Annotated in this window: 33 protein-coding genes; 2 read left to right on the top strand and 31 right to left on the bottom strand. The window is 63.9% G+C overall.

The features are described from left to right. Positions 1–39: 39 nt before the first annotated feature. The 7 genes from tsaD to glmS all read right to left on the bottom strand — a co-directional run bounded on the left by tsaD (position 40) and on the right by glmS (position 6,256). Positions 40–1,167, bottom strand: a complete 1,128-nt coding sequence (tsaD, locus tag K1X41_RS12865) for a tRNA (adenosine(37)-N6)-threonylcarbamoyltransferase complex transferase subunit TsaD (RefSeq protein ID WP_220174775.1) — start codon at positions 1,165–1,167, stop codon at positions 40–42. After that, entirely contained in the window at positions 1,164–1,643 is a 480-nt protein-coding gene (gene rimI, locus K1X41_RS12860) for a ribosomal protein S18-alanine N-acetyltransferase (protein WP_220174774.1), read from the bottom strand. Before rimI ends, tsaD begins: the two co-directional genes overlap by 4 nt. Beyond that, a complete protein-coding gene (gene tsaB / locus K1X41_RS12855) occupies positions 1,640–2,287 on the bottom strand; it encodes a tRNA (adenosine(37)-N6)-threonylcarbamoyltransferase complex dimerization subunit type 1 TsaB (protein WP_258566546.1) in 648 nt (215 codons plus the stop codon). The genes rimI and tsaB overlap by 4 nt, the downstream gene beginning before the upstream one ends. Beyond that, positions 2,284–2,796: a tRNA (adenosine(37)-N6)-threonylcarbamoyltransferase complex ATPase subunit type 1 TsaE gene (gene tsaE, locus K1X41_RS12850; RefSeq protein ID WP_396426483.1), complete on the bottom strand. Its 513-nt coding sequence runs from the start codon at positions 2,794–2,796 to the stop codon at positions 2,284–2,286. Before tsaE ends, tsaB begins: the two co-directional genes overlap by 4 nt. Continuing rightward, entirely contained in the window at positions 2,793–3,929 is a 1,137-nt protein-coding gene (gene alr / locus K1X41_RS12845) for an alanine racemase (protein WP_243735971.1), read from the bottom strand. The genes tsaE and alr overlap by 4 nt, the downstream gene beginning before the upstream one ends. Continuing rightward, positions 3,930–4,334 (bottom strand): holo-ACP synthase, encoded by a 405-nt coding sequence (locus K1X41_RS12840; protein ID WP_220174773.1) that lies wholly within the window; start codon positions 4,332–4,334, stop codon positions 3,930–3,932. A 71-nt stretch (positions 4,335–4,405) separates the two neighbouring features. Next, positions 4,406–6,256, bottom strand: a complete 1,851-nt coding sequence (gene glmS, locus K1X41_RS12835; protein WP_132202015.1) for a glutamine--fructose-6-phosphate transaminase (isomerizing) — start codon at positions 6,254–6,256, stop codon at positions 4,406–4,408. 32 nt (positions 6,257–6,288) lie between these two features. Here glmS and coaA point away from each other — a divergent pair, with 32 nt between their 5' ends. Further along, complete coding sequence (gene coaA, locus K1X41_RS12830) at positions 6,289–7,338, top strand: type I pantothenate kinase (protein ID WP_132202013.1); 1,050 nt, start codon at positions 6,289–6,291, stop codon at positions 7,336–7,338. On the opposite strand, the gene K1X41_RS16195 is transcribed toward coaA, so the two are convergent. The 5 genes from K1X41_RS16195 to truA form a co-directional block, all read right to left on the bottom strand. Beyond that, complete coding sequence (locus K1X41_RS16195; protein ID WP_220174772.1) at positions 7,241–7,726, bottom strand: DUF3995 domain-containing protein; 486 nt, start codon at positions 7,724–7,726, stop codon at positions 7,241–7,243. The genes coaA and K1X41_RS16195 overlap by 98 nt on opposite strands. 84 nt (positions 7,727–7,810) lie before the next feature. Beyond that, entirely contained in the window at positions 7,811–9,160 is a 1,350-nt protein-coding gene (glmM, locus tag K1X41_RS12820) for a phosphoglucosamine mutase (protein ID WP_132202009.1), read from the bottom strand. Positions 9,161–9,177: 17 nt separating this feature from the next. Beyond that, positions 9,178–9,657: a 30S ribosomal protein S9 gene (gene rpsI, locus K1X41_RS12815; protein ID WP_132202007.1), complete on the bottom strand. Its 480-nt coding sequence runs from the start codon at positions 9,655–9,657 to the stop codon at positions 9,178–9,180. A gap of 36 nt (positions 9,658–9,693) precedes the next feature. Beyond that, positions 9,694–10,140: a 50S ribosomal protein L13 gene (rplM, locus tag K1X41_RS12810; protein WP_132202005.1), complete on the bottom strand. Its 447-nt coding sequence runs from the start codon at positions 10,138–10,140 to the stop codon at positions 9,694–9,696. A gap of 183 nt (positions 10,141–10,323) precedes the next feature. Continuing rightward, positions 10,324–11,229 carry a tRNA pseudouridine(38-40) synthase TruA gene (gene truA, locus K1X41_RS12805; protein ID WP_132202003.1) on the bottom strand — a complete coding sequence of 302 codons (906 nt, stop codon included), beginning with the start codon at positions 11,227–11,229 and terminating at the stop codon, positions 10,324–10,326. Between the two features lie 97 nt (positions 11,230–11,326). Between truA and K1X41_RS12800 the strand changes: the two genes are divergently transcribed. After that, positions 11,327–13,288, top strand: coding sequence for an acyltransferase family protein (locus tag K1X41_RS12800; protein ID WP_220174771.1), 1,962 nt, complete (start codon positions 11,327–11,329; stop codon positions 13,286–13,288). Between the two features lie 224 nt (positions 13,289–13,512). Here the strand turns inward: K1X41_RS12800 and rplQ are convergent, their stop codons facing one another. The 19 genes from rplQ to rpsQ form a co-directional block, all read right to left on the bottom strand. Then, positions 13,513–14,022, bottom strand: coding sequence for a 50S ribosomal protein L17 (rplQ, locus tag K1X41_RS12795; protein ID WP_132201999.1), 510 nt, complete (start codon positions 14,020–14,022; stop codon positions 13,513–13,515). Between the two features lie 46 nt (positions 14,023–14,068). Then, complete coding sequence (locus K1X41_RS12790) at positions 14,069–15,058, bottom strand: DNA-directed RNA polymerase subunit alpha (RefSeq protein ID WP_087011709.1); 990 nt, start codon at positions 15,056–15,058, stop codon at positions 14,069–14,071. Between the two features lie 151 nt (positions 15,059–15,209). Next, positions 15,210–15,608 (bottom strand): 30S ribosomal protein S11, encoded by a 399-nt coding sequence (gene rpsK / locus K1X41_RS12785; RefSeq protein WP_025133724.1) that lies wholly within the window; start codon positions 15,606–15,608, stop codon positions 15,210–15,212. Positions 15,609–15,656: 48 nt separating this feature from the next. Then, positions 15,657–16,025: a 30S ribosomal protein S13 gene (rpsM, locus tag K1X41_RS12780; RefSeq protein ID WP_130453676.1), complete on the bottom strand. Its 369-nt coding sequence runs from the start codon at positions 16,023–16,025 to the stop codon at positions 15,657–15,659. 158 nt (positions 16,026–16,183) lie between these two features. Continuing rightward, positions 16,184–16,300, bottom strand: a complete 117-nt coding sequence (rpmJ, locus tag K1X41_RS12775) for a 50S ribosomal protein L36 (RefSeq protein ID WP_132201997.1) — start codon at positions 16,298–16,300, stop codon at positions 16,184–16,186. Positions 16,301–16,369: 69 nt separating this feature from the next. Next, a complete protein-coding gene (gene infA / locus K1X41_RS12770) occupies positions 16,370–16,591 on the bottom strand; it encodes a translation initiation factor IF-1 (RefSeq protein ID WP_025133723.1) in 222 nt (73 codons plus the stop codon). A gap of 134 nt (positions 16,592–16,725) precedes the next feature. Then, the gene (gene map, locus K1X41_RS12765) at positions 16,726–17,568 is read right to left on the bottom strand and encodes a type I methionyl aminopeptidase (RefSeq protein WP_132201995.1); all 843 of its coding nucleotides are present in this window, start codon (positions 17,566–17,568) and stop codon (positions 16,726–16,728) included. Positions 17,569–17,571: 3 nt separating this feature from the next. Continuing rightward, positions 17,572–18,168, bottom strand: coding sequence for an adenylate kinase (locus K1X41_RS12760; protein ID WP_132201993.1), 597 nt, complete (start codon positions 18,166–18,168; stop codon positions 17,572–17,574). Next, the gene (gene secY, locus K1X41_RS12755) at positions 18,165–19,490 is read right to left on the bottom strand and encodes a preprotein translocase subunit SecY (protein WP_132201991.1); all 1,326 of its coding nucleotides are present in this window, start codon (positions 19,488–19,490) and stop codon (positions 18,165–18,167) included. Before secY ends, K1X41_RS12760 begins: the two co-directional genes overlap by 4 nt. A gap of 214 nt (positions 19,491–19,704) precedes the next feature. After that, the gene (rplO, locus tag K1X41_RS12750) at positions 19,705–20,166 is read right to left on the bottom strand and encodes a 50S ribosomal protein L15 (protein WP_132201989.1); all 462 of its coding nucleotides are present in this window, start codon (positions 20,164–20,166) and stop codon (positions 19,705–19,707) included. Then, positions 20,163–20,351 carry a 50S ribosomal protein L30 gene (rpmD, locus tag K1X41_RS12745; RefSeq protein ID WP_132201987.1) on the bottom strand — a complete coding sequence of 63 codons (189 nt, stop codon included), beginning with the start codon at positions 20,349–20,351 and terminating at the stop codon, positions 20,163–20,165. Before rpmD ends, rplO begins: the two co-directional genes overlap by 4 nt. Then, entirely contained in the window at positions 20,351–21,064 is a 714-nt protein-coding gene (gene rpsE / locus K1X41_RS12740; RefSeq protein WP_130453681.1) for a 30S ribosomal protein S5, read from the bottom strand. The genes rpmD and rpsE overlap by 1 nt, the downstream gene beginning before the upstream one ends. Further along, a complete protein-coding gene (gene rplR, locus K1X41_RS12735) occupies positions 21,061–21,435 on the bottom strand; it encodes a 50S ribosomal protein L18 (RefSeq protein ID WP_132201985.1) in 375 nt (124 codons plus the stop codon). The genes rpsE and rplR overlap by 4 nt, the downstream gene beginning before the upstream one ends. A 3-nt stretch (positions 21,436–21,438) precedes the next feature. Continuing rightward, on the bottom strand, positions 21,439–21,975 hold the full coding sequence (rplF, locus tag K1X41_RS12730) for a 50S ribosomal protein L6 (RefSeq protein ID WP_132201983.1): 537 nt from the start codon (positions 21,973–21,975) through the stop codon (positions 21,439–21,441). Between the two features lie 6 nt (positions 21,976–21,981). Next, the gene (gene rpsH / locus K1X41_RS12725) at positions 21,982–22,380 is read right to left on the bottom strand and encodes a 30S ribosomal protein S8 (RefSeq protein ID WP_132201981.1); all 399 of its coding nucleotides are present in this window, start codon (positions 22,378–22,380) and stop codon (positions 21,982–21,984) included. A 113-nt stretch (positions 22,381–22,493) separates the two neighbouring features. Further along, entirely contained in the window at positions 22,494–23,072 is a 579-nt protein-coding gene (gene rplE, locus K1X41_RS12720; RefSeq protein ID WP_132201979.1) for a 50S ribosomal protein L5, read from the bottom strand. Continuing rightward, positions 23,072–23,434: a 50S ribosomal protein L24 gene (rplX, locus tag K1X41_RS12715; RefSeq protein ID WP_132201977.1), complete on the bottom strand. Its 363-nt coding sequence runs from the start codon at positions 23,432–23,434 to the stop codon at positions 23,072–23,074. The genes rplE and rplX overlap by 1 nt, the downstream gene beginning before the upstream one ends. Positions 23,435–23,438: 4 nt before the next feature. Beyond that, positions 23,439–23,807: a 50S ribosomal protein L14 gene (gene rplN, locus K1X41_RS12710; RefSeq protein ID WP_087011681.1), complete on the bottom strand. Its 369-nt coding sequence runs from the start codon at positions 23,805–23,807 to the stop codon at positions 23,439–23,441. A 30-nt stretch (positions 23,808–23,837) separates the two neighbouring features. Beyond that, complete coding sequence (gene rpsQ, locus K1X41_RS12705; RefSeq protein ID WP_046456195.1) at positions 23,838–24,110, bottom strand: 30S ribosomal protein S17; 273 nt, start codon at positions 24,108–24,110, stop codon at positions 23,838–23,840. Positions 24,111–24,112: the final 2 nt, after the last annotated feature.

Raw genomic sequence — 24,112 nt, 5'->3', positions numbered from 1 at the left:
TCCAAGAACTTCAGGTGGATGACGCCCCGGAGAGAGCGATCAAGTGACCTGGATCTGTTGCACGGGGAGCGTTGAATCCGCCCCGAAGTGGAGCGTCGACGGCGCGTGACCCGCGGCCACGAGCTGCGCGCCAAGCGACGCAATCATTGCCCCGTTGTCCGTGCACAGGGCGAGCGGCGGGACACGCAGCGTGACACCCGCAGCCTCCGCACGCTGCGCGGCAAGCTCGCGGATCCGAGCATTCGCAACCACGCCGCCACCGAGCAAGAGCCGCGGCACGCCAAGGTCCTGACACGCGGCGAGCGCTTTGGTGAGCAACACGTCGGCGACCGCTTCGCGGAAACTTGCGGCCACATCGGCAATAGGCAGCGGCTCCCCCGTTGCCTCGTGTTTCTCCACCCAGCGAGCGACTGACGTCTTCAGTCCTGAGAAGGAAAAGTCGTATCGGTGCCGAGCCATGTCCTTTGGCAGCGACAACCCCCGAGGGAACCGAATCGCCGCGGGATCGCCTTCGGCCGCGACCCGGTCGATATGCGGGCCCCCAGGGTATGGCAGGCCCAGTAGCCGTGCGACCTTGTCGAACGCTTCTCCTGCCGCGTCGTCAATTGTCTCGCCGAGCAGCTCAACGTCACTCACCAGGTCTCGCACGAGGAGCAGCGAGGTGTGGCCGCCCGAAACGAGCAGCGCGACAGTTGGCAGCTCAAACTCACCCACGGGGCCGACTGCGGGCCGCAGCCCTTCCCCCTGCAGCAGATCGGCTCCGACGTGCCCGACCAGGTGGTTCACGGCGTACAGCGGCTTGTCCAGAGCAATCGCGAGGGCCTTCGCGGCCGAGACCCCCACCATAAGCGCGCCGGCGAGGCCGGGCCCGCTCGTCACAGCGATGGCGTCCAGCTCTTCCAACCTGACACCGGCTTCTGCAAGCGCGCGCTCAATCGTCGGGGTCATCGCTTCGAGATGCGCTCGCGCCGCCACCTCGGGCACCACTCCACCAAAGCGCGCGTGCTCGTCCATCGACGAAGCTATGGCGTTCGCCAGCAGGGTCCGCCCGCGCACAATTCCGACACCAGTTTCATCACAGCTGGTTTCGATGCCGAGCACGAGCGGCTCTGTGCCGTGTGATCGTCCTGCTGGGGCAATCCCCGTACCGGGCGCGGTGTTACTCATCGAGTTTCCTTGAGGTCGAGCCGCATGACGATCGCATCGACGCCATCTGGCTGGTAATAGCGGGGGCGGATCCCGATCTCCGCAAACCCAAGCGAGGCGTACAGCGCTTGCGGGATCGGGTGATCGGCACGCACTTCGAGAAACATCTCAGTCGCATCGTGCTGCGCGGCCTCCTCAATCAGCGCGAGCATCAGCCGGCGCCCCTGCCCCGTGCCCCGCACCGCTGGCGTCACCGCGATCGTTTGCACATCAGCTTCAGAACCGACGAGAAGCAGGCCGCCATATCCCTCGACGGCCCCCAGAGCAGACTCAAGCACGAGGTAACAGCGGTGATCGGCGATCAGTTCCTCTCGCAGCAGACTTTTGCTCCACGCGTCGGATGCGAAGACTGCAGACTCAATCGCCCAGATCGCATCGAGATCGTCGAGTGTCGCGGGACGCAGTTTGAGCGGGGTCAGGGACTCCTGCTCGCTCATGTGCTGACCCGTTTCGGCGCTGTGGGCTGCGCCACGTCAGGAGCGCGTAGATAGCGTGCACGGTCGTCGGCAAACTCGGTGCCCGAGACGAGCCGGCGGGCTGCGAGACGCACCAGACCAGCGCCAGGGATCCGCTCCGGCCAGAGCTCGTTGTGCACCGGCTCGTACGCCATGCGCGTGACCAGGCCAGGGCCAGCGCTGCGCTGTGGAATGCCTGCCCAGTCGAGCCCCGAGTACTCGGTAACGAACAGCTCACGCCGGCGCGCATCCTGCACCACCCGCACACCAGCCGTTGCACCGGATTCGAGCGCTTCGAGCGCGACTGCCTCATGCCCCTCAAGCGGCAGCAGCGGGACTCCGCGGCCGAGCGCGAAGGCGTGCGCGGCAGCGATGCCCACGCGGAGCCCGGTGAACGGGCCGGGGCCAACCCCGGCAATCACACCCGTGACGCGCGCAGGAGAGACGCCGCTCTCGCTGAACACCGCCGCGAGCAGGCCACCGATGGCCTCGGCGTGCCCGCGGTGGTCATCACTCATGGCGGTGAACACCCTCCCGTCGACGCCGAGCGCCACTGACGTGCCGATCGCGGTATCGATCGCGAGCAGCACGTGAGCCCCGAGCTCGGGGATCTCAGTCGATGTCACAGTGTCTCCTCAGCCCAGCGCGATCCGGTCATCGTGATCGTCACGGTCCGGCTCTCAACCGGCGCTTCTGACCAGTCCGGTTCTGCTGCTTCTTCTGCCTCGTCAGCTCCGCGCCTGCGCTCGATCACAATCTCGATCCAAGCGTCTCTGGTTTCCACGAGACCGGCGCCCCACTCCGCGACAACGACTGCACCATCGAAGTCGAGGTCAAGGTCGTCGAGCTCCGCGGCGTCAGCGAGCCGATATGCGTCAACATGCACGAGTGACGGACCGCTGACGAGCGACGGGTGCGTCCTCGCGAGCACGAACGTTGGGCTCTGCACGGGGCCTCGCACCTGCATTCCCTCGCCAATGCCACGGGTGAGCGTCGTCTTGCCAGCGCCCAGCGGGCCCGTGAGGATCACCAGATCGCCCGCGCGCAGCACGTTCCCCAGCTCAATGCCGAGCTCGTGCATCTCCTCTGGATCCGCGACCTCTCGCACACTCACGCGCTGGTCGCTGGCGCTCACTTGCCGTCCTCGTCAACGGGGACGCGCAGGACGCGCGGCCCAATTCCAACCACGATCTCATAGTTGATCGTACGCATCAGTCCGGCCCAGATTTCGACGGGCGGGTAGCCTCGCTCAGGATCGCCAAAGAGCACGACAGGATCGCCGAGACTCAGACGACCGGCAAGCGGTCCGACATCGACGATGAACTGGTCCATCCCGATCCGGCCCACGATCGGCCTGGGCTCACCGGCGACTGTCACCCAAGCACCTGAACCGTTGAGCGCACGCGGCATACCATCCGCATAGCCCACCGGAACGAGCGCCAATGTGGTGGGGGTTTCACAGACGTGGTTGAAGCCGTACGACACTCCCGTACCCGCAGGCACTCCGCGCAACGCCACAATCTCTGAGCGCAACGTCATCGCGGGTATCAAGCCCAGCTGCGCCGAAGTCTTGTCCGCAAACGGGCTCAGCCCGAATGCCGCAACGCCAACACGTACGGCGTTGTAGTGCAGGTGCGGTGAGGCGAGCGTCGCGGCGCTCGCGGCCAGGTGCTTGAGCTCCGGGTCTACCCCTGCCGCTGCAAGTCGGGCAATCGCATCATCAAAACGAGCGGCCTGCAGCCGATCGTTCTCATCGCCCGCGTTCGCGAGGTGACTAAAGACGCCACGCACCCGCACGGTGCCGGCGGCCTCGAGCTCAGCAGTGCGCGCAAACAGCGCGTCCCAGGCATCGGGCGAGGCGCCGTTTCTGCTGAGCCCCGTGTCGAGCTTGAGGTGCAGCGTGGCGCGCTTTCCCTGGCTCAGCGCCGCGCTCGCGAGTTTCTCCAGCTGTGCGAGGTCACTGATCCCCAGCTCGATATCCGCAGCGACCGCGTCACCGAAGTCCGCGCGCACGCCGTGAAGCCAGCACAAGATCGCCCCCGCGATTCCGGCATCGCGCAGCGCGAGCGCTTCCTCCAGGTCCGCGGTTGCGACGATCTCAGCGCCTGCGTCAAACGCAGCGGCCGCGGCAATCGCCGCACCGTGGCCGTAGCCCCCACCCTTTACGACGACGATGACAGCACCACCGGTGAGCTCTCGAATTCTGGTGACGTTGTGACGAATTGCCGGCACTGAGATCTCGGCTACGCGCATCGAACCTGTTCTCATTTATTGCCCCGTTTCATCGTTGCTCGCTGTCCCTTGAGCGTACTCCGCACCGCTGAGTCGCTCGACAACCACAAACGCTGTCGCGATACCTGCATCGTGCGTCATCGAGAGATGCGCCCGATGTGCACCCCGTGCGCCGAGCGCAGCGGTGAGGCCGACGGTCTCCGCGAATCCAGGGGCGCGATCGGGGCCGCGCAGCACTTCGAGATCCTGCCAGCTCACACCGTCAGATCCGCCGAGCGCCTTAATCAGCGCTTCTTTCGCGGCGAAGCGTGCCGCGAGCGAGGCAGCCGGGAGCTCTCGCTCTGCCGGAGTGAAGAGCCGAGCACGCAGGGCAGGGACCCGTTCGAGCTGCCGCTCAAATCGCGCAATGTCGACCGTGTCGACGCCGATCCCCATGATCATCTCTGCTGCCCTGCCCTGCTGGATAATGCCCAGTCACCAGCGCGGACGAGAGCACTCGCCCGCGACGCTGGCTATTCGACCGTGACCGACTTCGCGAGGTTGCGAGGCTGGTCGACATCGAGTCCCTTGACCGTCGACAACTCAAGCGCGAACCACTGCAAGGGCACTACCTGCAGCAGCGGCTCAAAGAACGAGTCGGCAAGCGGGAGCCGGATCACATCGTCGGCGTAGGGCAGCACCGAGGTGTCCCCCTTCTCGACGACCGCGATCACCCTCGCGCCGCGCGCGCGGATCTCTTGGATATTCGACACGATCTTGGAGTGCATCAGCGGTGAAGTACGCGGACTCGGCACCAGCACAAACACCGGCTGGCCGTGGTCGATCAGCGCGATCGGGCCATGCTTCAGCTCGCCTGCGGCGAAGCCCTCGGCATGAATATAGGCGATCTCCTTGAGCTTGAGCGCACCCTCAAGCGCAATCGGGAAGCCAACGTGACGCCCCAGGAACAACACCGAGCGGGTGTCTGCCATCCAGTGCGCGAGCTGCGCGATCTGCTCGTGCGTGCCGACAGCCTCGCGCACCTTCTCGGGAAGCGCTTCGAACTGCTCAACTGCTGCGGCTGAGTCCGCTTCGGACAGCGTCCCGCGCACTCGACCGAAGTGCAGGCCGATCAGGTACAGCGCCGTGATCTGTGCAATAAAGGCCTTCGTCGACGCGACAGCCACCTCGGGGCCAGCGTGTGTGTAGACCGCGGCGTCAGATTCACGCGGGATCGTTGCGCTCTGTGTATTGCACACCGAAATGGTCTTCACACCACGCTCAATCGCGTACTTCACTGCCATCAGCGTGTCCATCGTCTCGCCCGACTGGCTCACGGAAATCACCATGGTCCGATCCGAGAGCACTGGGTCACGGTAACGGAACTCATGACTGAGCTGCACTTCAACGGGGATCCGTGCCCACTGCTCGATCGCGTAGGCACCAACCTGGCCAGCGTAGGACGCGGTGCCGCACGCAATAATCACGATGCGGTCAATGTTGCGGAGCACGTCGTCGCCCAGCTCAACGAGCTCGGGAATGACCACGTGCGATCCCTCGATGCGGCCACGAGTGGTGTTCGCAACGGCCTCCGGTTGTTCCGTGATCTCCTTGGCCATGAAAGAGGACCAGCCGCCCTTATCGGCAGCCTCGGCGTCCCACTCAACCTCGAACTCGCTGTACTCGACGGGCGTGCCCGCGAAGTCGGTGATGCGCACGTTTTCCGGCGTGATGATCGCGATGTTGTCCTCATTCACCGCGACGGCGCGTCGCGTCGAAGAAACGAACGCTGCCACGTCAGAGCCCAAGAAGTTCTCGCCATCGCCCAAGCCAACGACGAGCGGCGAGTGATGACGTGCGGCCACGATCTTGCCTGGCTCGTCGCGGTGCGTCGCAAGCAGGGTGAACGTTCCGGTGAGTCGAGTCACCACGTTCCGGAAAGCGGTTTCCAGGTCGCCAACTCGAGCGACCTCACGTCCGAGGAGACCGGCCACCACTTCAGTGTCGGTCTCGCTGATGAGCGATATGCCATCAGCCTCGAGCTCGGCACGCAACTCAGCAAAATTCTCGACGATCCCGTTGTGAATCAGCGCGAGTTTGCCGTTATCTCCGAGATGCGGGTGGGCGTTCTCATCGGTCGGCCCACCGTGGGTGGCCCAGCGGGTGTGCCCGATCCCGGTATGCCCCTCTCCGACCGGGCTATCCGCGAGAAGCTCTTCGAGCCGCACCAGCTTCCCCGAGCGCTTGCGCACGGTGAGGTCGCCCGCTTCGTCGAGAACGGCGATGCCGGCCGAGTCGTAGCCACGGTACTCAAGCCGCCGCAGTCCGTTGATAAGCACGTCGACCGTATCATTCGGGCCGACATATCCGACGATTCCACACATGCGCACTAGTTTAGTGGCACCATGGATGCACAATGGCCGAGATCCCTCCCCCCAAAGCTTCCCGTGTCCGCTCAGCCCGCGTCATCGCAGACGTGAGCGGTGGCGCGAGTGAACACCCCGAAGTCAGCACCGATACTCACGCGCTCGTGCGCCCCGAGTTCACCTCACCCTTCATCGAGATAGACCGCGCCGAATGGGCGCGACTCGCCGGAGAGACGCCAATGCCGCTCACCGAAGATGAGGTTGAGGCATTTCGGGGGCTCGGTGAGCCGCTCGACCTCGCCGAAGTCTCCGAGGTCTACCGCCCGCTGAGCCGCCTGATCAACCAATACGCGATTGCCGCGAAGGAAATGCACCAGCGCACCCGCGGCTTCTTGCAGCGCAACGGCGAGCGCCAGAGCCCGTTTGTGATCGGGATTGCCGGGTCTGTCGCCGTGGGCAAGTCGACGGTTGCGCGAATCCTCCGCGATCTCCTCGCGCGCTGGCCGGAAACCCCTCAGGTAGACCTCGTGACGACTGATGGATTTCTGTATCCGAATGCGGAACTGGAGCGGCGCGGAATCGCACACCGTAAGGGGTTCCCTGAATCGTACGACCGCCGTGCGCTGCTGCGTTTCGTCTCACAGGTGAAAGCGGGTGTCGCAGAGGTCTGCGTGCCGCACTACAGCCACCTGCTGTACGACATTGTGCCTGACGAGTACACGCTCGTGCGGCAGCCGGACATCCTCATCGTGGAGGGACTCAACGTGCTCCAGCCCGCGTCGATGCAGCATCCGCTCGCAGTGAGTGATCTCTTCGACTTCTCGGTCTATGTCGACGCTCGCACCTCAGACATTCATCAGTGGTATCGCAATCGATTCCTGCGGCTCCGAGAACACGCATTCGCGGATCCGAACTCGCACTTCCGGCGCTTCGCCGGACTCGATGACGACGTGGCTTCTGCCCTCGCCGACGAATACTGGGTCAATATCAACGAGCCGAACCTCATCGAGAACATTCGACCGACGCGCGCACGCGCCTCCCTCGTGCTGCGCAAAGAGGCGAATCACCGGGTGCAGAAGGTGCTGCTGCGGAAGCTCTAGCTCCGATCAGGGTCGCAAGTCCGAGCAGCGCGCAGAGCGGCCGGTAGAAGCGATTGTCGAGGGAGATGAACCGCGGCTGTCCGTGAGGCCTCCCCAGAGCGGCAAGTGCCACATCTCCGCCGACTGCTGCGCGCGTGAGCAGAGCGACCCCAATCACACGCCGCACGCGCACCATGTTCGGGCTGCTGCCCAAACCTCCGGCTGCGATCACGCCCGCAACGCTAGCCCCCAGAGCCACGGTCGCGGTGGCCGCGCGACTGGGAAATCCCGTGTCGTTGCCGATCACGGCTTCAGCGAGCGTCTTCCGGTCTCGTGCAGGCCAGTGGGAGCCAGCAGCCCACACCGCGTGGAGGGCGCTCACCGCTCCCAGCCCGACTCCGCTGACCATCCTGGCAGTCCTCCGCACGACACGCATGCCCCCACCGTACCCCCGTGCGGGGGCAGTGTGAGGGCATGCACGACTGTGGAGCGCTTAGACGGCCAGTCGCTCCTTGACGATTGCGGCAAGATCATCAGCAAGCTTCTGAGCCTGATCGACGTGCTGTGCCTCGACCATGACCCGCACAACAGGCTCGGTGCCAGAGGGCCGCAAGAGCACGCGTCCTTGACCCCCGAGCGCCACTTCTGCCTGATGCACGGCCTGTTGCAGCACCGCATCGCCAGACACACCCGCGCGATCAACGCCGCGCACGTTCACCAGCACCTGCGGATAAATCGTCATGCAACTCGCAAGCTCGCCGAGCGTCTTCCCAGTGCGCACCATCTCGGCTGCAATATGCAGACCCGTCAGAATGCCATCTCCGGTCGTCGCGTGATCACTCATGATCACATGGCCCGATTGCTCGCCGCCCAGCGAGTAGCCATGCTTGTTGATAGCCTCAAGCACGTAGCGATCACCCACGCCGGTCTCGATCACGTCGATTCCGCTGTCAGCCATGGCGAGCTTCAGGCCGAGGTTCGACATCACCGTCGCGACGAGCGTGTTCTGCTCCAGCTTGCCGCGCGCGGCCATGGAGAGCGCGAGAATCGCCATGATCTGATCGCCGTCAACAACATTGCCCTCAGCATCGACAGCGAGGCAGCGATCCGCGTCGCCGTCGTGGGCAATGCCCAGATCTGCCCCGGTCTCACGCACCTTGGCGATCAGCGGCTCGAGGTGAGTTGATCCCACTCCGTCGTTGATGTTGAAGCCGTCGGGATCATTGCCGATCACCGTGACCTTCGCCCCTGCATCAGTGAATACATCGGGGGAAATACCTGCGGCGGCGCCATGCGCGCAGTCGAGCACCACGTGCACCTTATCGAGGCTGAGCCCCTCAAGGGTGCCAAGGAGGTGCACGAGATAGCGGTCCTCCGCGTCAGCGAAGCGCCGGATCCTGCCGACCTCTCGGCCCGTGACTGCGATTGTCGGGCGTTCAAGAGCCGCCTCGATCTCATCTTCGATATCGTCAGCGAGCTTGCGTCCACCCGACGCAAAGAACTTGATGCCGTTGTCGGCCGCGGGATTGTGCGACGCAGACACCATCACGCCAAAATCGGCTCCGGTGTCTGCGACGAGATACGCCGCTGCGGGGGTCGGGATCACTCCGGCGTCGAGCACATCAACGCCAGCGGAGGCCAGCCCGGCCGCAACTGCGGCCGAGATGAACTCCCCGGAAACCCGAGGATCGCGGGCAATGACCGCGATAGCGCGACGGCTCTCGCTCCGGGCAGAACGCCCAAGAACGAGAGCCGCAGCGTCGGCGAGGTTCAGGGCCAGCTCGGCGGTCACATCGACCCCGGCAAGACCCCGAACCCCATCCGTGCCAAACAGGCGTCCCATAGGGTTGGGATTCCTGCTTAGCGCTTCGAGTACTGAGGCGCCTTGCGGGCCTTCTTAAGACCGGCCTTCTTGCGCTCCTTGATGCGAGCGTCGCGGCTCAGGAAGCCGGCCTTCTTGAGGGTTGCACGGTTGTGCTCTGCGTCGATCTCGTTGAGTGCACGAGCAATGGCAAGACGGAGTGCGCCTGCCTGGCCGGAGGGGCCGCCGCCGCCGATGCGAGCGATCACGTCGTACGAGCCGTTGAGCTCGAGCGCGGTGAACGGATCGGTGATCAGCTGCTGGTGCAGCTTGTTCGGGAAGTACTCAGCCAGCTCACGACCGTTAACGGTCATGGTGCCTGCACCCGGGATGAGACGCACGCGGGCGATGGCCTGCTTGCGACGGCCAACGGCTGCACCGGGAACGGTGAGCGCGGGGCGGGGTGCTGCTGCGGTTGCCTGCGATGCGGGCGTCTCGGTGGTGTAGCTCTCGGTGGCCACGGTCTGCTCTTCAGTCACTGTGAAGTCTCTCTCTTAACGTCTCGTTGGCGCGCGTTACTGCGCGACCTGGCCGAAGGTGTAGGGGGTGGGCTGCTGGGCAGCGTGCGGGTGCGCGGCACCCTTGTAGACCTTCAGCTTGCGGAACAGATCTGCACCGAGGGAGTTCTTCGGCAGCATGCCGCGGATCGCCTTCTCGACAGCGCGCTCAGGGTTCTTCTCAAGCAGCTCGGTGTAGCTCATAGAGCGGAGGCCGCCCGGGTAACCCGAGTGGCGGTACGCCTTCTTGTTCTCAGCCTTGTTGCCCGTGAGGACGACCTTCTCGGCGTTGATGATAATGACGTAGTCGCCCATGTCCATGTGGGGAGCGAAGGTCGTCTTGTGCTTGCCGCGGAGCAGTGCTGCCGCGTGCGAAGCGAGGCGGCCGAGGACCACGTCTTCGGCGTCAATGATGAGCCAGTCGTGCTTCTGCTCGGCTGCCTTCGGTGAATAAGTGCGAGTCACTATCGTGCTGCTTTCTGTCGAATTGGAGGTGTTCGTGGATCCCACTCCGCTGTCCGGTCCCACACGGGGTGCTCAGGCGATGGAGGGCTCAACAAATCGGGTACTTGCGCACCAAGGGTCAAGACTAGCACAGCGGAAGCCGCGGTACTCCCGGGCAGGCGAACCAGGCCGGGTCGGTCACCCTCACTTGGAACTGTCGAGGACCCTGCGAGCCCGTGTCTGCTCAGCCCGGGCGGCAAGATCTTTGTCCTCTGGGTAGGTGATCTCCTCGAGCGAGAGGCCGTGCGCTGGCATGACAGCAAACCGGCTCGTGCGGGTCCGCGCGTCACGCAGCCGAACCAGTTCGTCGATCTCGATCCGCTCGGTGCCCACCGCCACGACGGCGCCGACGATGGCGCGCACCATCGAGTGACAGAATGCGTCCGCTTCAATCCTGGCTGCGAATGCGCCGTCCTCGGTGACCCGCCACTCGAAACACAGCAGGTCTCGCACGGCCGTCGATCCCTCGCGCGCCCTGCAGAAGGTCGTGAAGTCGTTGAGTCCGAGGAGCTCATCTGACGCACGCTGCATCACATCAATATCGAGCCGGTGCGCAACGTCTGCAGTGAATCTCGCGGTGAGCGGATCGCGGCGCGCCCCCGAACTGCGGAGCCGGTATTCGTAGCGTCGGCGCAGCGCAGAAAAGCGCGCGTCGAAAGTTTCAGGCACGATCCTCGCGGAGTGCACCGCGATCCCTCGCGTTGTGCGGTTGAGCACGCCGTTCAGCCTGCGCGCACGAAGACGGGCGGTCTCCGCTTCAGAGAGCTCACCGCTTCGTCCATCCTGCACGCGTCCTGTCCACTTTGCGAGCTGTTCAGCGGTGACATCGAGGTGCGCTACTTGGCCGCGCGCGTGCACGCCCGCGTCGGTACGTCCGCCCACCGTTAGCCGCGGTTCCTGGTCTGCGCGGAGCAGAACACCCAGTGCAGACTCAAGTTCGCCCTGCACCGTGCGCAAGCCTGGCTGGAGCGCCCATCCCGAGTAGTCCGTTCCGTCATACGCAAGATCAAGACGCACACGGGCTGCGGGACTGTTGTTGAGGAAGTTCACTCCTTCATCCTGCCAGTGATATCAGGGCCGGCCATACAAATGCCGCGTACACTGGGGGCCGGACGCGTGTTGCCACCCGCGTCCCGAAAGTTTCTCCATGCCCCCAGTCATCGCATCCGCCTCCGCCTCCGCTCGTCCCGCACGCTTCGGGGGTCTCGATGGACTCCGCGCCATCGCAGTCATGCTGGTCCTCGGGTATCACCTGTTCCCGCGCGCGCTGCCGGGCGGTTTTCTTGGCGTCGATGTGTTCTTCGCGATCAGCGGCTTCCTAATTACCTCACTGCTGCTGCGCGAAGCAGAGCTGCGCGGTGGGATCAAACTCGGTGCATTCTGGCGCAGGCGCGCACGCAGGCTGTTGCCAGCGCTTGCGCTCGTTCTGCTCGTGTGCACAGCCCTCGCGCTTCTCGTTGGCGGCGACCTGCTGGTGGGAATCGGCCAGCAAATCGCCGGTACCGCGTTCTTCGTGAGCAACTGGGTGTTCATCGCACAGGGCGCGGACTATTTTGCCAGGGATACGCCCGAGCTGTTCCGCAACACCTGGTCGCTCTCGATCGAGGAGCAGTTCTATATCCTCCTCCCCCTGCTCGTGCTGGCGCTGCTCAAACTGCGGGGCCAGAGCACGCGTGCGATCCCACTCGTCATTCTTGGAGCGGCTTCGGCCCTGCGCATGGCGGACCTGTCGGTGCAGGGGGTGGATCCGACTCGCGTCTATTTCGGCTCCGATACGCACACATTCGGTCTTCTGCTCGGCGCGGCAATGGCAATGTTGCTGCACTCGCCTCCAGGGCGCGCACTCCCCCAGGCCCCAGCGCACATGCGTCAACTCGGCTATGGGGCACTGACACTCATCGGCTTCGGCATTCTCGGCTGGCTCTCACTCACGCTGGCCGAGGGGAGCCCCGAAAGTTTCCAGGGCGGATTCCAACTCGCGATCTTCGCGGCTTTGCTCCTCGTCGGTACGGTGACACGGCCGGGGGCACTGGTCGGGCGCGCGCTCGACGCACAGCCGCTGCGTTGGATCGGTGAGCGCTCATACGGCATTTACCTGTGGCACTGGCCGCTGCTGCTGATCTTCTCATCGGCGTTGGACGGGATGCCGAACGGCCTCCGTGGCGCAGTCTCTACCGCGGTCGTCAGCCTCCTCACGCTCGTGGCCACCTTCGCCGCAGCTGCGGTGTCTTACCGCTATGTCGAGCAGCCCGTGCGCCGTTTCGGGCTCCGGCGGTCCATCCGGATGCTGTTCCAGCCCACGGGGCACACGTCACGGCAACGCCTGGTGGCTGTAGCGCTTGGCGTTGTGCTCGTCGCCACCGTCCCAGCCGGCGCCATTGCCATCGCCACAGCGCCCGCCCAGAGTTCGGCGGCCCAGGCAATTGCGCGCGGCCAGGCGGCGCTTGAGCAGTCTGCAGGAACACCGACTCCCGGTGCCGGGCAGACACCCGGTGAGCAGAGCACTGGCTCCGAATCAGCACCCGGAGCCACGCCGGGCGAGAAACAGCCAGCCAAAAAGAACGCGCCACCAGCACCTCCGTCCGGCCCTGTGCTGCCTGAGGGGCCTGAGATCAGCGCGGTCGGTGACTCGGTGATGCTTGCAAGCCTCCCCGAGCTCGAAGCAGCGTTCCCAGGAATTGCGGTCGACGCGGCGGTCTCCCGCGGCCTCGGAGTGGGTGTTGAACTCACCACGGAGTGGGCAGCCGATGGGTCACTCCGGACAGTGCTCGTCGTTGGCCTGGGCACGAACGGCCCAATCCAACCGGACGAGCTGCAAGCGCTGCTCGCAACTGCAGGAAATCGCCCGCTCGTGCTCGTCAATGCCCATGCCGATCGCGAGTGGATCGCAGGTGTGAACGAGGAGCTCACCCGCTTCGCCGATGCGCACCGTGGCGTCGTGGTGGCGGACTGGAGCGGGGCCGTCAGCGGCGTCGAGGGCGCACTCGCAGGAGACGATATCCACCCCAATCCGAGCGGTGGGGAGATCTACGCCACGGCAGTGCAGCGCGCGCTCGAAGCGTTGCAGCAGCCCGGTGAAGCGCGTGGCTTCGCTGTGCCGCGGCTGTAATTTTCGCTCGCGCTCGCCGAGCAGTCTCTCGCCGTGCGATCTCCCGGCCTGCAATCTCGTGGCCTGCCTGCTCTTGCCCGACCCGCGAGCTCCTGGCCTGCGAGCTCTCGTGCTTCCTCGCGGCAAGGCCGACGCCACGATCCTGCGCAGAAGAACTGCCCGGACACAGCACTGCGCCCCGCCGATCCAAGGATCGGCGGGGCGCAGTGCTGAAAAGAAGAGCCTTACTCGGCCTTCTCCTCGGCAGCAGCCTCAGCTTCTGCGGGAGCCGCAGCAGCTTCTTCGGTCTCGACGGCCTCCTCAGCGGGGGCCTCCTCAACCTTTTCGGCCTTCTCTGCCTTCGGCTCGGCCGGTGCGGCCTTCACCTTGGGCTGTACAGGGTCAAGCACGAGCTCGATCACTGCGAGGGGTGCGCGGTCGCCCTTGCGGAAACCGGTCTTGACGATGCGCGTGTAGCCACCCTCACGGTTCTCGACGAGGGGTGCGATCTCGGTGAAGAGCTCGTGGATGACCGACTTGTCGGTGATCTGGCGCATGGCGCGGCGACGCGCGGCGAGGTCGCCACGCTTCGCGAACGTCACGAGACGCTCGGCCACGGGCTGCAGGCGCTTTGCCTTGGTCTCCGTGGTCTGGATGCGCTTGTGCTCGAAAAGCTGCGCAGCCATCTGGTTGAGCATCATGCGCTCGTGTGCGGGGCCGCCTCCGAGGCGGGCGCCCTTCGTGGGCTTCGGCATTGTTTACTCCAGTGGATATACGATCAGGCCGGGGTACGACGGATCGTTAGTTGTTGTTGTCGTCTTCGTAGCTGTAGAACTGTGCGCCGTCGAATCCGGGCACGGCATCCTTCAGCGACAGCCCCATCTCGGTGAGCTTGTCGCGCACCTCGAAAACGGACTTCTGACCGAAGTTACGGATGTTCATGAGCTGGGCCTCGGAGAGCGCTACGAGCTCGCTCACCGTGTTGATGCCCTCGCGCTTGAGGCAGTTGTAGCTGCGCACCGAAAGGTCGAGATCCTCGATGGGAATCGAGAGCTCGCCCTCCGTGACGACCTCGACCGGCGCGGGGCCGATCTCGACGCCCTCAGCGGCGGTGTTCAGCTCGCGTGCAAGCCCGAAGAGCTCGACAAGCGTGGAACCAGCCGAAGCGATCGCGTCGCGGGGGCTGATAGCTGGCTTCGACTCGACGTCAACGACGAGGCGATCGAAGTCGGTGCGCTCACCGGCACGCGTGGCTTCCACGCGGTAGGTGACCTTGAGCACGGGCGAGTAGATCGAATCCACGGGGATCCGGCCCACTTCGGCGTCTTCGTTGCGGTTCTGCGCGGCCGAAACGTAGCCGCGGCCACGCTCGATCGTCAGTTCAAGCTCGAACTGAGCTGAATCGCTGAGCGTCGCGATGACGAGCTCAGGATTGTGCACCTCAACACCGGCAGGTGCGGAGATATCAGCAGCAGTAACCTCGCCAGCGCCAGTCTTGCGCAGGTAGGCGGTGATCGGCTCGTCGTGCTCGCTTGAGACGACGAGATCCTTGATGTTGAGAATGATCTCGGTGACGTCCTCGGTCACGCCCGCAATGGTCGTGAACTCGTGAGCGACACCCTCGAAGCGAACGCTGGTAACTGCCGCGCCGGGAATCGACGACAGCAGCGTGCGGCGCAGCGAGTTGCCGAGCGTGTAGCCGAAGCCAGGCTCAAGCGGTTCGATCGCGAAGCGCGAACGGTGCTCGGAGATCGATTCTTCGGTGAGTGTGGGTCGCTGTGCAATGAGCAAGGTGTGTGGTCCTTTCGCTGGAGTCCGCTATATGACTCATGCGGTATCGGGAATGAGGGTGAGTCCTCTGTGCACCCGGGGCTCGAACGAGCCTCGGCGCCTTCCCGGGGTGAACGGCGAACCGCTCACCCCGGGAAGCAGCGAATGCTCCTTAGACGCGACGGCGCTTCGGGGGGCGGCAGCCGTTGTGGGTCTGCGGGGTGACGTCGTTGATCGACCCCACCTCGAGGCCTGCGGCCTGCAGCGAACGGATCGCGGTCTCGCGTCCCGAACCGGGGCCCTTCACGAAGACGTCAACCTTCTTCATGCCGTGCTCCTGCGCCTTGCGAGCAGCCGACTCTGCAGCAAGCTGAGCCGCGAACGGCGTCGACTTACGTGAGCCCTTGAAGCCAACTCCACCGGAGGAAGCCCAGCTGATCACGGCACCGGTGGTGTCAGTGATCGAAACGATCGTGTTGTTGAACGTGGACTTGATGTGGGCCTGGCCCACAACCACGTTCTTCTTGTCCTTGCGACGCGGCTTACGAGCCGCAGTCTTTGGTGCTGCCATTGCGTGTTCTCCTGAAAAGCTCTGTGTGATGGTCGAGTGGACCGGCTACTACTTCTTCTTGCCGGCGACGGTGCGCTTCGGGCCCTTACGGGTACGAGCGTTCGTCTTGGTGCGCTGACCATGCACAGGCAGGCCCTTGCGGTGACGGATGCCCTGGTAGCTGCCGATCTCGACCTTGCGGCGGATGTCAGCGGCCACCTCACGGCGGAGGTCACCCTCAACCTTGAAGTTGCCTTCAATGTAGTCACGAAGGGCAACGAGCTGATCGTCGCTCAGGTCCTTCACGCGGATGTTGCCGTCAATCTCGGTGTCGGCGAGGGCCTTCAGCGCGCTGGTGCGGCCGACCCCGTAGATGTAAGTGAGTGCGATCTCAACGCGCTTGTCGCGTGGGATGTCTACTCCGGCGAGACGTGCCATATTGGCTGCTCCTTGGCTGTAATAGAGGTGTGTTGCGCATCGGGGGTTCGGGCCTCTGTCCCGAGGTGTCCCCCGTGCCGCGTAGGCGGCCGGGTTCTTCGATGCGCTGGATCAGATATTCAGTTATTCGTGCTCTGCGAGACCGCTGAGCGCAGGAACTAGCCCTGGCGCTGCTTGTGACGCGGGTTGCTCTTGCAGATCACCATGACGCGGCCGTGGCGACGGATCACCCTGCAGTGATCGCAGATGGGCTTGACGCTGGGCTTTACCTTCATGATGTTTCCTTATTGGGATTCGCTGTCATCGTGCAACCGGGATGCCGGCTGCCGTTACTTTCCAGCGACCTACTTGTAGCGGTAGACGATGCGGCCACGCGTCAAATCGTAGGGCGTCAGCTCCACGATCACGCGATCCCCTGGGAGAATGCGGATGTAGTGCTGGCGCATCTTTCCCGAGATATGAGCGAGCACCTTGTGTCCATTGGTCAACTCAACGCGGAACATCGCGTTGGGCAGAGCCTCGACAACCTGTCCCTCAATCTCGATGACGCCGTCTTTTTTCGCCATAGCCTCACTATCGCTCGCGTAGGTATCTACTGGTCTTGCGAATGCAAAACGCCCGCTTTCGCGAACGCGAAAACAGGCGCAAAGCACCAAAGATCAAGCGTACTCGTCGATCCCCGGTTTGTAAAGCGGGAGCGCTAAGGAATGGGCACCGGCGTGACTCCGAGCGGCACCAAGCCGCTCGCGCCACCGTCTTCAGCGGTCAACACCCAGATTCCACCGGCGTGGACTGCCACTGAGTGTTCCCACTGGGCGCTCATCGCCCCATCGGCAATCGTTACGGTCCAGTCATCATCCTGAACGACGGTCTCGATCGAGCCGGCCGAAATGATGGGCTCGATGGCCACGACGAGCCCCGGCTTCACTTCAGGCCCACGACCGCGCACGGGAACATTGAACACGGGAGGGTCTTCATGCATACTGCGACCAATACCGTGTCCGATGTAGTCCTCGAGCACGTTGTAGTCGCTCTGAGCTCGCACGTAGGAGGCCACGGCCTCGCCGACTTCGTTGAGGTGCGAAGCCGTCGCTAAGCGGGCAATGCCTCGCCACATCGCCTGCTCAGTGACGTCGCTCAAGTGCTGGTTCGCGGCACTCTCTTCGGGTCGCGCGTGATCCGGCAGCGCCACGGTGAACGCGGTGTCGCTGTGCCAACCTCCGATTACGGCCCCGACGTCGAGCGCCACGATGTCACCAGCAGCGAGCGGGCGGTCCGTGGGGATCGCGTGCACCACGTGTTCGTTGACATTCGCGCAGATCGTGTGCTGGTAGCCGGGCTCCAGCATAAAATTGGGGGCTCCCCCGCGGCTCCGGATCGCCTCTTCGGCAATCGCGTCAAGCTCAAGCGGCGTGATTCCGGGGCGCACCGCCTCGCGCATGGCGGCGATCGCGGCGGCCCCGGCAAGACCAGGCTCGACCATCAATCGCAGCTGCGCTGGCGACTTGTAGATCGAGCGACGGAGCAGTCCCCGGCGAGCCACGGTTTAGCGGCCGGCCTTCGCGGACAGCTGTGCGTCGAGACCGGTTGCGATCCGTGCGGCAACTTCTTCGACCGTGCCGAGGCCATCAACGGTCACCAGGATCCCGCGCTCGGAGAACAGTTTCACGAGCGGTGCGGTCTGCTCCGCGTAGATGTCCTGGCGGTGCCGGATCACCTCTTCGGTGTCGTCTGCTCGGCCCTCAAGCTCGGCACGCTTCAGCAAGCGAGCTACGACCGCGTCAACATCAGCCTCGAGCAGCACGACCGCATCGAGGGACTCTCCGTCCAGCATGCCGTCGAGCGCGTGAACCTGCTCAACGTTGCGCGGGTAGCCATCGAGCAGGAATCCCGCTGCCGCGTCTGCTTGATTCAGACGATCCGCGACAATCTCGTTGGTGAGCGAGTCGGGCACCAGCTCACCGCTTTCGATGATTGCCTGCACCTGCTGACCGAGAGGCGTTCCCCCTTTGATGTTCGCACGGAAGATGTCACCCGTGGAGATCGCGGGAACCCCGAAGCGTTCAGCGATCTGTGCGGCCTGGGTGCCCTTGCCGGCTCCCGGGGGGCCAATGATCAGGAGTCGCGTTGTGGTGTCCGTCACTTGAGGAGCCCTTCGTAGTGGCGCTGCTGCAGCTGTGCGTCGATCTGCTTCACCGTCTCAAGGCCAACGCCGACGATAATCAGGATCGAAGCTCCGCCGAAGGGGAAGTTCGCGTTCGCACCGAAGAACGAAAGTGCAATCAGCGGAATGAGTGCGATGAGACCGAGGTACAGCGAGCCTGCGCTCGTGATGCGCGTCAGCACGTAGTTGAGGTATTCGGCCGTGGGGCGGCCAGCGCGGATCCCTGGAACGAAGCCGCCGTACTGCTTCATGTTGTCGGCGACCTCCTCCGGGTTGAAGGTGATCTGCACGTAGAAGAAGGTGAAGCCGATCGTCAGCAGGAAGAAGACGAGCATGTAGAACGGCTGATCGCCCGTGACCAGGTTGTTCTGCACCCAGACAACCCACCCCTTCGGGTCCTCGCCGATCTGCGGCTGGTTGAACTGCGTGAGCAGCATCGGCAGGTACAAGATGGCAGAGGCAAAGATCACGGGGATCACGCCCGCCATGTTGACCTTGATGGGGATGTATGTGCTCGACCCGCCGTAGGTGCGGCGACCGACGACGCGCTTGGCGTACTGCACCGGAATGCGTCGCTGCGACTGCTCGACGAACACGACCGCGGCGATCACGACCAGCCCGACCCCGAGCACCAGGAAGAAGACCTCCCAGCCGCGCGACTCCTTGATGACCCACATTGCGCCGGGGAACGTCGCGGAGATCGAGGTGAAGATGAGGAGCGACATGCCGTTGCCGACGCCGCGCTCGGTGATGAGCTCACCGAACCACATGATGAGGCCGGTTCCGGCAGTCATCGTGATGATCATGATGAGGATGGCCCACCACTCCTGCGACACGAGGTTCTGGCAGGCCTGGTTGGCGGAGGCACCGAACAGCTGGCCGGATCGTGCCACGGTGATGAGCGTGGTGGACTGCAGCACCGCGAGTGCGATGGTGAGGTACCGCGTGTACTGGGTCAGCTTGGCCTGACCGGCCTGGCCTTCCTTGTGCAGCGCTTCAAAGTGCGGGATGACGACGCGCAGCAGCTGCGTAATGATCGACGCGGTGATGTACGGCATGATGCCGAGCGCGAAGATTGAGAGCTGCAGCAGGGCACCACCGCTGAAGAGGTTAATCATGTCGTACAGACCTGAGGGGCCTGTGGCCTGGTTGGCCACGAGGCAGGCCTGAACATTGTTGAAGTCAACAAATGGTGCAGGGATGAAGGATCCGAGTCGGAACAGCGACACGATCGCGAGAGTGAAGACAATCTTCCGTCTCAGATCGGGAGTTCGAAAGATCCGTCCGATAGCGCTGAACAAAATCTGCCTCCTGAGGGCGTCGTACGGGGCCTTCGCCTGACGACGAGAACCAATTGCACCAGCCTACACGGCGGGTGGGGCTTGACTCCAACCCTCGCGTGATCTGCGAGGCTTGAAAACAAAACGGGGGCGAGTGGGCGCGGCATTGCTGCCGCCCCCACTCGCCCCCGAGACTCGAGACGTGCTCGAGAGAGTAGAGAGCCCGAGGGGCTCCTTACTGAACTGCTCCGCCGGCCGCGACGATCTTCTGCTCAGCCGAGCTCGAGACCTTGTCAACGGATACGGTGAGCTTCACCTGCAGATCGCCGTCGCCCAGCACCTTGACGGGCTGGTTCTTGCGAACGGCACCCTTCAGGACGAGGTCCTCGACGGTCACGTCGCCACCCTTCGGGTACAGCTCTGCGAGCTTGGCAACGTTCACTACCTGGTACTCCGTGCGGAACGGGTTCTTGAACCCGCGCAGCTTCGGGGTGCGCATGTGCAGTGGCATCTGCCCACCCTCAAAGCCAACCCGGACCTGGTAGCGCGCCTTGGTGCCCTTGGTGCCGCGGCCTGCGGTCTTACCCTTGGAACCCTCACCGCGACCCACACGGGTCTTGGTCTTCTTCGAGCCAGCAGCTGGACGCAGGTGATGCGCCTTCAGCACCTGGTCGCGCTCCTCGTTCTTCTCGCTCATGCGTCGATCTCCTCAACCTGTACCAGGTGAGCGACAGCACGCACATAGCCACGGTTGGCCTTGGTGTCCTCGCGAACGACCGACTGGCCGATCTTGCGGAGACCGAGACTGCGCAGCGTATCGCGCTGGTTCTGCTTCTCACTGATAATGGACTTCGTCTGCGTAATCTTCAGGCTCTTAGCCATTACGCACCTGCCTTTGCCTTCGCGGCAGCGTCGGCCGCGGCCTTCGCCTCAGCGCGCACAATGCGAGCCGGAGCGACGCGGTCGAAGTCGAGGCCACGGCGAGCTGCGACGGAGCGGGGCTCCTCGAGCAGCTGCAACGCCTCAACGGTCGCATGCACGATGTTCAGGGTGTTCGACGAACCGAGCGACTTGCTCAGCACGTCGTGGATGCCGGCGCACTCAAGCACGGCGCGAACGGGGCCACCAGCGATAACGCCGGTACCTGCCGCAGCGGGACGCAGCAGGACTACGCCTGCAGCTGCCTCACCCTGCACGGGGTGCGGGATGGTGCTGCCAACGCGGGGGACGCGGAAGAAGTTCTTCTTTGCCTCTTCAACACCCTTCGCAATTGCGAGGGGTACTTCCTTAGCCTTGCCGTAGCCCACACCGACGGTGCCGTTGCCATCGCCCACCACGACGAGCGCGGTGAAGCTGAAGCGACGGCCGCCCTTGACGACCTTCGACACGCGGTTGATGGTCACAACGCGCTCGAGGAACTGGCTCTCGTTGCGGTCGCGGCCGCCACGCTCGTTGCGGGTGCCGCGATCGCGGCTTCCGCGACGCTGCTCGCGCGGCTCGTTGCGGTGGTCCTGAGCCGGAGCCTCGGCCGTAGCCGTTGGCTCAGTGGCCTGGGTCTCTACGGTCACTTCCTGCTCCTTCGTTTCCTTGCTCACAGGGTCAGCCCCCCTTCGCGAGCGCCATCGGCGATCGCTGCGACGCGCCCAGCGTACTTGCTGCCGCCACGGTCGAACACGACCGCCTCGACACCAGCAGCCTTTGCGCGGTCGGCGACGATTTCGCCGACCTTGCGAGCCTTAGCCGTCTTATCGCCCTCGAATGAGCGAAGATCGGCTTCCATGGTCGAAGCCGACGCAAGGGTGATGCCCTTGGAGTCGTCAACAACCTGAACGAATACGTGACGTGCGGAGCGGTTCACGACGAGACGGGGGCGAACCTCCGTGCCAACGATCTTCTTCCGAAGGCGGGTATGGCGGCGAACACGCGCAGCGGTCCGGCCCTTAGCCCGAGATACTGAAGCGGCCATGGGTTACTTACCAGCCTTTCCTGCCTTGCGGCGGACAACCTCGCCCGCGTACCGAATGCCCTTGCCCTTGTAGGGCTCCGGCTTCTTCAGCTTGCGGATATTGGCAGCGGCTTCGCCGACTGCCTGCTTCGAGATACCGCTCACGGTGATCTTGGTGTTGCCCTCAACCGTGAGCGTGATGCCCTCGGGAGCGTCAACGTTTACCGGGTGCGAGAAGCCGAGTGCGAGCTCAAGGCCTGCGCCCTTCTGCTGAACGCGGTATCCGGTACCAACGACCTCGAGCTGCTTTGCGTAGCCCTCGGTCACACCGATGATGTTGTTGTTGATGAGCGTGCGGGTCAGGCCGTGCAGCGCTCGAGACGCGCGCTCATCGTCGGGACGGGTGACGAGCACCTGTCCGTCTTCGAGAGCAACGCGGATGGGCTCTGCAACGACAAGCGAAAGCTCGCCCTTCGAACCCTTGACCGTGACCGTCTGGCCATCGATCTTGACATCTACACCACCGGGAACGGTGATGGGAAGCTTACCAATACGTGACATGACGGCTTACCACACGTAAGCGAGGACTTCCCCGCCGACGCCCTTCTGCTCGGCCTCGCGGTCCGTGAGGAGCCCCGAAGAGGTGGACAGGATCGCAACGCCAAGACCGCCGAGTACGCTCGGAATCTCGGTTGAGCGTGCGTAGACCCGGAGACCGGGCTTCGACACGCGCTTGATGCCCTGAATCGAGCGTTCGCGGTTGGAGCCATACTTCAGGTCCATGGTGATGGTCGTGCCTACGCGTGCGGGCTCGACCTTCCAGTCCTTGATGTAGCCTTCGCGCTTGAGGATCTCAGCGATCCGCTCCTTCAGCTTTGAGCCTGGGAGCGAAACGTCGTCATGATGCGCAGAGTTTGCATTGCGCAGCCGGGTCAGCATATCTGCGACCGGATCAGTCATCGTCATGAGTGACTCTTCTTTCTCGCCTGGTATCACGCACCGTTACACGGAACGCGACCTGGGTGACATGCGGATTGGGTGCCCGGGAAAACCCCGGGCACCCTCGCCGCTTGGACTATTTAGTTGTCAGCCTTGAACGGGAAGCCAATTGCGCGAAGCAGCGCACGGCCCTCGTCGTCAGACTGAGCGGTGGTCACGACAGTGATGTCGAACCCACGCACGCGGTCAATCTTATCCTGATCGATCTCGTGGAACACACTCTGCTCGGTCAGACCGAAGGTGTAGTTTCCGTTTCCGTCGAACTGCTTGGCCGAAAGACCGCGGAAATCGCGGATACGGGGCAGTGCGAGGCTGACGAGACGGTCAAGGAACTCCCAGGCGCGATCACCGCGGAGGGTGACGTGCGCCCCGATGGCCTGACCTTCGCGCAGCTTGAACTGTGCGATGGACTTGCGGGCCTTCGTGACCATGGGCTTCTGACCGGTGATCTTCACGAGGTCGGCAATTGCGCCCTCGATCACCTTGCTGTCGCGAGCTGCCTCACCAACACCAGTGTTCACGACCACCTTGACGATGCCCGGAACCTGCATGATGTTGGAGTAGCTGAACTCCTCGCGCAGCGCCGGAACGATTTCGCTCCGGTACTTCTGCTTCAGACGCGGCTGGGTGTTGCCAGCTGCAACGGCAGTCTCAGACATTAGAGGTCCTTCCCAGACGTCTTCGAGTAGCGGACGCGGACGGTCTTCTTCTTGCCGTCCTTCTCGACTTCCTCAACGCGGAAGCCAACGCGAGTCGGCTTCTTCGTCTCGGGGTCGACAATCGCGACGTTGGAGATGTGGATCGGGGCCTCTACGGTCTCGATGCCACCCTCGCGGGTGCCGCGGTCCGACTGGCCGACGCGGACGTGCTTCTTTACGAAGTTCACGCCCTCGACGATGACGCGGTCAGTCTCGGTGTTGACCTCGATGACCTTGCCCTGCTTGCCCTTGTAGCCGCCGCGCTCCTGCGACGGTCCCGAGATGACCTCTACGAGATCACCCTTCTTGATCTTCATGCCCATAGGACTAGATCACCTCCGGTGCGAGCGAGACGATCTTCATGAACTTCTTATCGCGAAGCTCACGACCAACCGGCCCGAAGATTCGGGTGCCGCGGGGCTCCCCGTCGGCCTTCAGAATAACGGCAGCGTTCTCGTCGAAGCTGATGTACGAGCCATCAGGGCGACGAGTTGACTTGCGCGTGCGAACGATGACGGCCTTGATGACCTCACCCTTCTTCACGTTGCCACCGGGGATCGCGTCCTTGACGGTCGCAACGATCGTGTCGCCGATACCGGCGTAACGACGCTTCGAGCCCCCGAGGACACGGATCGTGAGCAACTCCTTGGCGCCGCTGTTGTCGGCAACCTTGAGTCGGGATTCCTGCTGAATCACTTGTTACTCCTTCTCAGTAAGCCGGAGGGCTTACTTCGCCTTCTCGAGGATCTCGACCAGACGCCAGCGCTTGGAGGCGCTCAGCGGACGGGTCTCGTGGATGAGCACGAGATCGCCGATGCCGGCGGTGTTCTGCTCGTCGTGTGCCTTCACCTTCGAGGAGCGGCGCAGGACCTTGCCGTACAGCGGGTGCTTCACCCGATCCTCGACCTCAACGACGATGGTCTTATCCATCTTGTCGCTGACGACGTAGCCACGGCGAGCCTTACGGTATCCGCGCTGTTCCTTCTCGACCTCAGCCATGC

It is taken from the genome of Leucobacter luti (assembly GCF_019464495.1).
Taxonomy (GTDB): domain Bacteria; phylum Actinomycetota; class Actinomycetes; order Actinomycetales; family Microbacteriaceae; genus Leucobacter; species Leucobacter luti_A.
This window is presented reverse-complemented; position numbering and strand designations above follow the sequence as displayed.

Excerpts from the sequence above, each read along its gene's own strand:
- rplF (WP_132201983.1), bottom strand. The coding sequence starts at position 21,975 with ATGTCACGTATTGGTAAGCTTCCCATCACCGTTCCCGGTGGTGTAGAT.
- rplO (WP_132201989.1), bottom strand. The coding sequence starts at position 20,166 with ATGAGCGAGAAGAACGAGGAGCGCGACCAGGTGCTGAAGGCGCATCAC.
- rpsQ (WP_046456195.1), bottom strand. The coding sequence starts at position 24,110 with ATGGCTGAGGTCGAGAAGGAACAGCGCGGATACCGTAAGGCTCGCCGT.
- rplQ (WP_132201999.1), bottom strand. The coding sequence starts at position 14,022 with ATGCCGAAGCCCACGAAGGGCGCCCGCCTCGGAGGCGGCCCCGCACAC.
- glmS (WP_132202015.1), bottom strand. The coding sequence starts at position 6,256 with ATGTGTGGAATCGTCGGATATGTCGGCCCGAATGATACGGTCGACGTG.
- rpsK (WP_025133724.1), bottom strand. The coding sequence starts at position 15,608 with ATGGCAGCACCAAAGACTGCGGCTCGTAAGCCGCGTCGCAAGGACAAG.
- K1X41_RS12840 (WP_220174773.1), bottom strand. The coding sequence starts at position 4,334 with ATGATCATGGGGATCGGCGTCGACACGGTCGACATTGCGCGATTTGAG.
- infA (WP_025133723.1), bottom strand. The coding sequence starts at position 16,591 with ATGGCGAAAAAAGACGGCGTCATCGAGATTGAGGGACAGGTTGTCGAG.
- rplX (WP_132201977.1), bottom strand. The coding sequence starts at position 23,434 with ATGGGCATGAAGATCAAGAAGGGTGATCTCGTAGAGGTCATCTCGGGA.
- rimI (WP_220174774.1), bottom strand. The coding sequence starts at position 1,643 with ATGAGCGAGCAGGAGTCCCTGACCCCGCTCAAACTGCGTCCCGCGACA.
- tsaD (WP_220174775.1), bottom strand. The coding sequence starts at position 1,167 with ATGAGTAACACCGCGCCCGGTACGGGGATTGCCCCAGCAGGACGATCA.
- rplE (WP_132201979.1), bottom strand. The coding sequence starts at position 23,072 with ATGTCTGAGACTGCCGTTGCAGCTGGCAACACCCAGCCGCGTCTGAAG.
- rplR (WP_132201985.1), bottom strand. The coding sequence starts at position 21,435 with ATGGCCGCTTCAGTATCTCGGGCTAAGGGCCGGACCGCTGCGCGTGTT.
- coaA (WP_132202013.1), top strand. The coding sequence starts at position 6,289 with ATGGCCGAGATCCCTCCCCCCAAAGCTTCCCGTGTCCGCTCAGCCCGC.
- K1X41_RS16195 (WP_220174772.1), bottom strand. The coding sequence starts at position 7,726 with ATGGTCAGCGGAGTCGGGCTGGGAGCGGTGAGCGCCCTCCACGCGGTG.
- glmM (WP_132202009.1), bottom strand. The coding sequence starts at position 9,160 with ATGGGACGCCTGTTTGGCACGGATGGGGTTCGGGGTCTTGCCGGGGTC.
- alr (WP_243735971.1), bottom strand. The coding sequence starts at position 3,929 with ATGAGAACAGGTTCGATGCGCGTAGCCGAGATCTCAGTGCCGGCAATT.
- rpsH (WP_132201981.1), bottom strand. The coding sequence starts at position 22,380 with ATGACGATGACTGATCCGGTCGCAGATATGCTGACCCGGCTGCGCAAT.
- rpmJ (WP_132201997.1), bottom strand. The coding sequence starts at position 16,300 with ATGAAGGTAAAGCCCAGCGTCAAGCCCATCTGCGATCACTGCAGGGTG.
- rpsM (WP_130453676.1), bottom strand. The coding sequence starts at position 16,025 with ATGGCACGTCTCGCCGGAGTAGACATCCCACGCGACAAGCGCGTTGAG.
- K1X41_RS12800 (WP_220174771.1), top strand. The coding sequence starts at position 11,327 with ATGCCCCCAGTCATCGCATCCGCCTCCGCCTCCGCTCGTCCCGCACGC.
- rpmD (WP_132201987.1), bottom strand. The coding sequence starts at position 20,351 with ATGGCTAAGAGCCTGAAGATTACGCAGACGAAGTCCATTATCAGTGAG.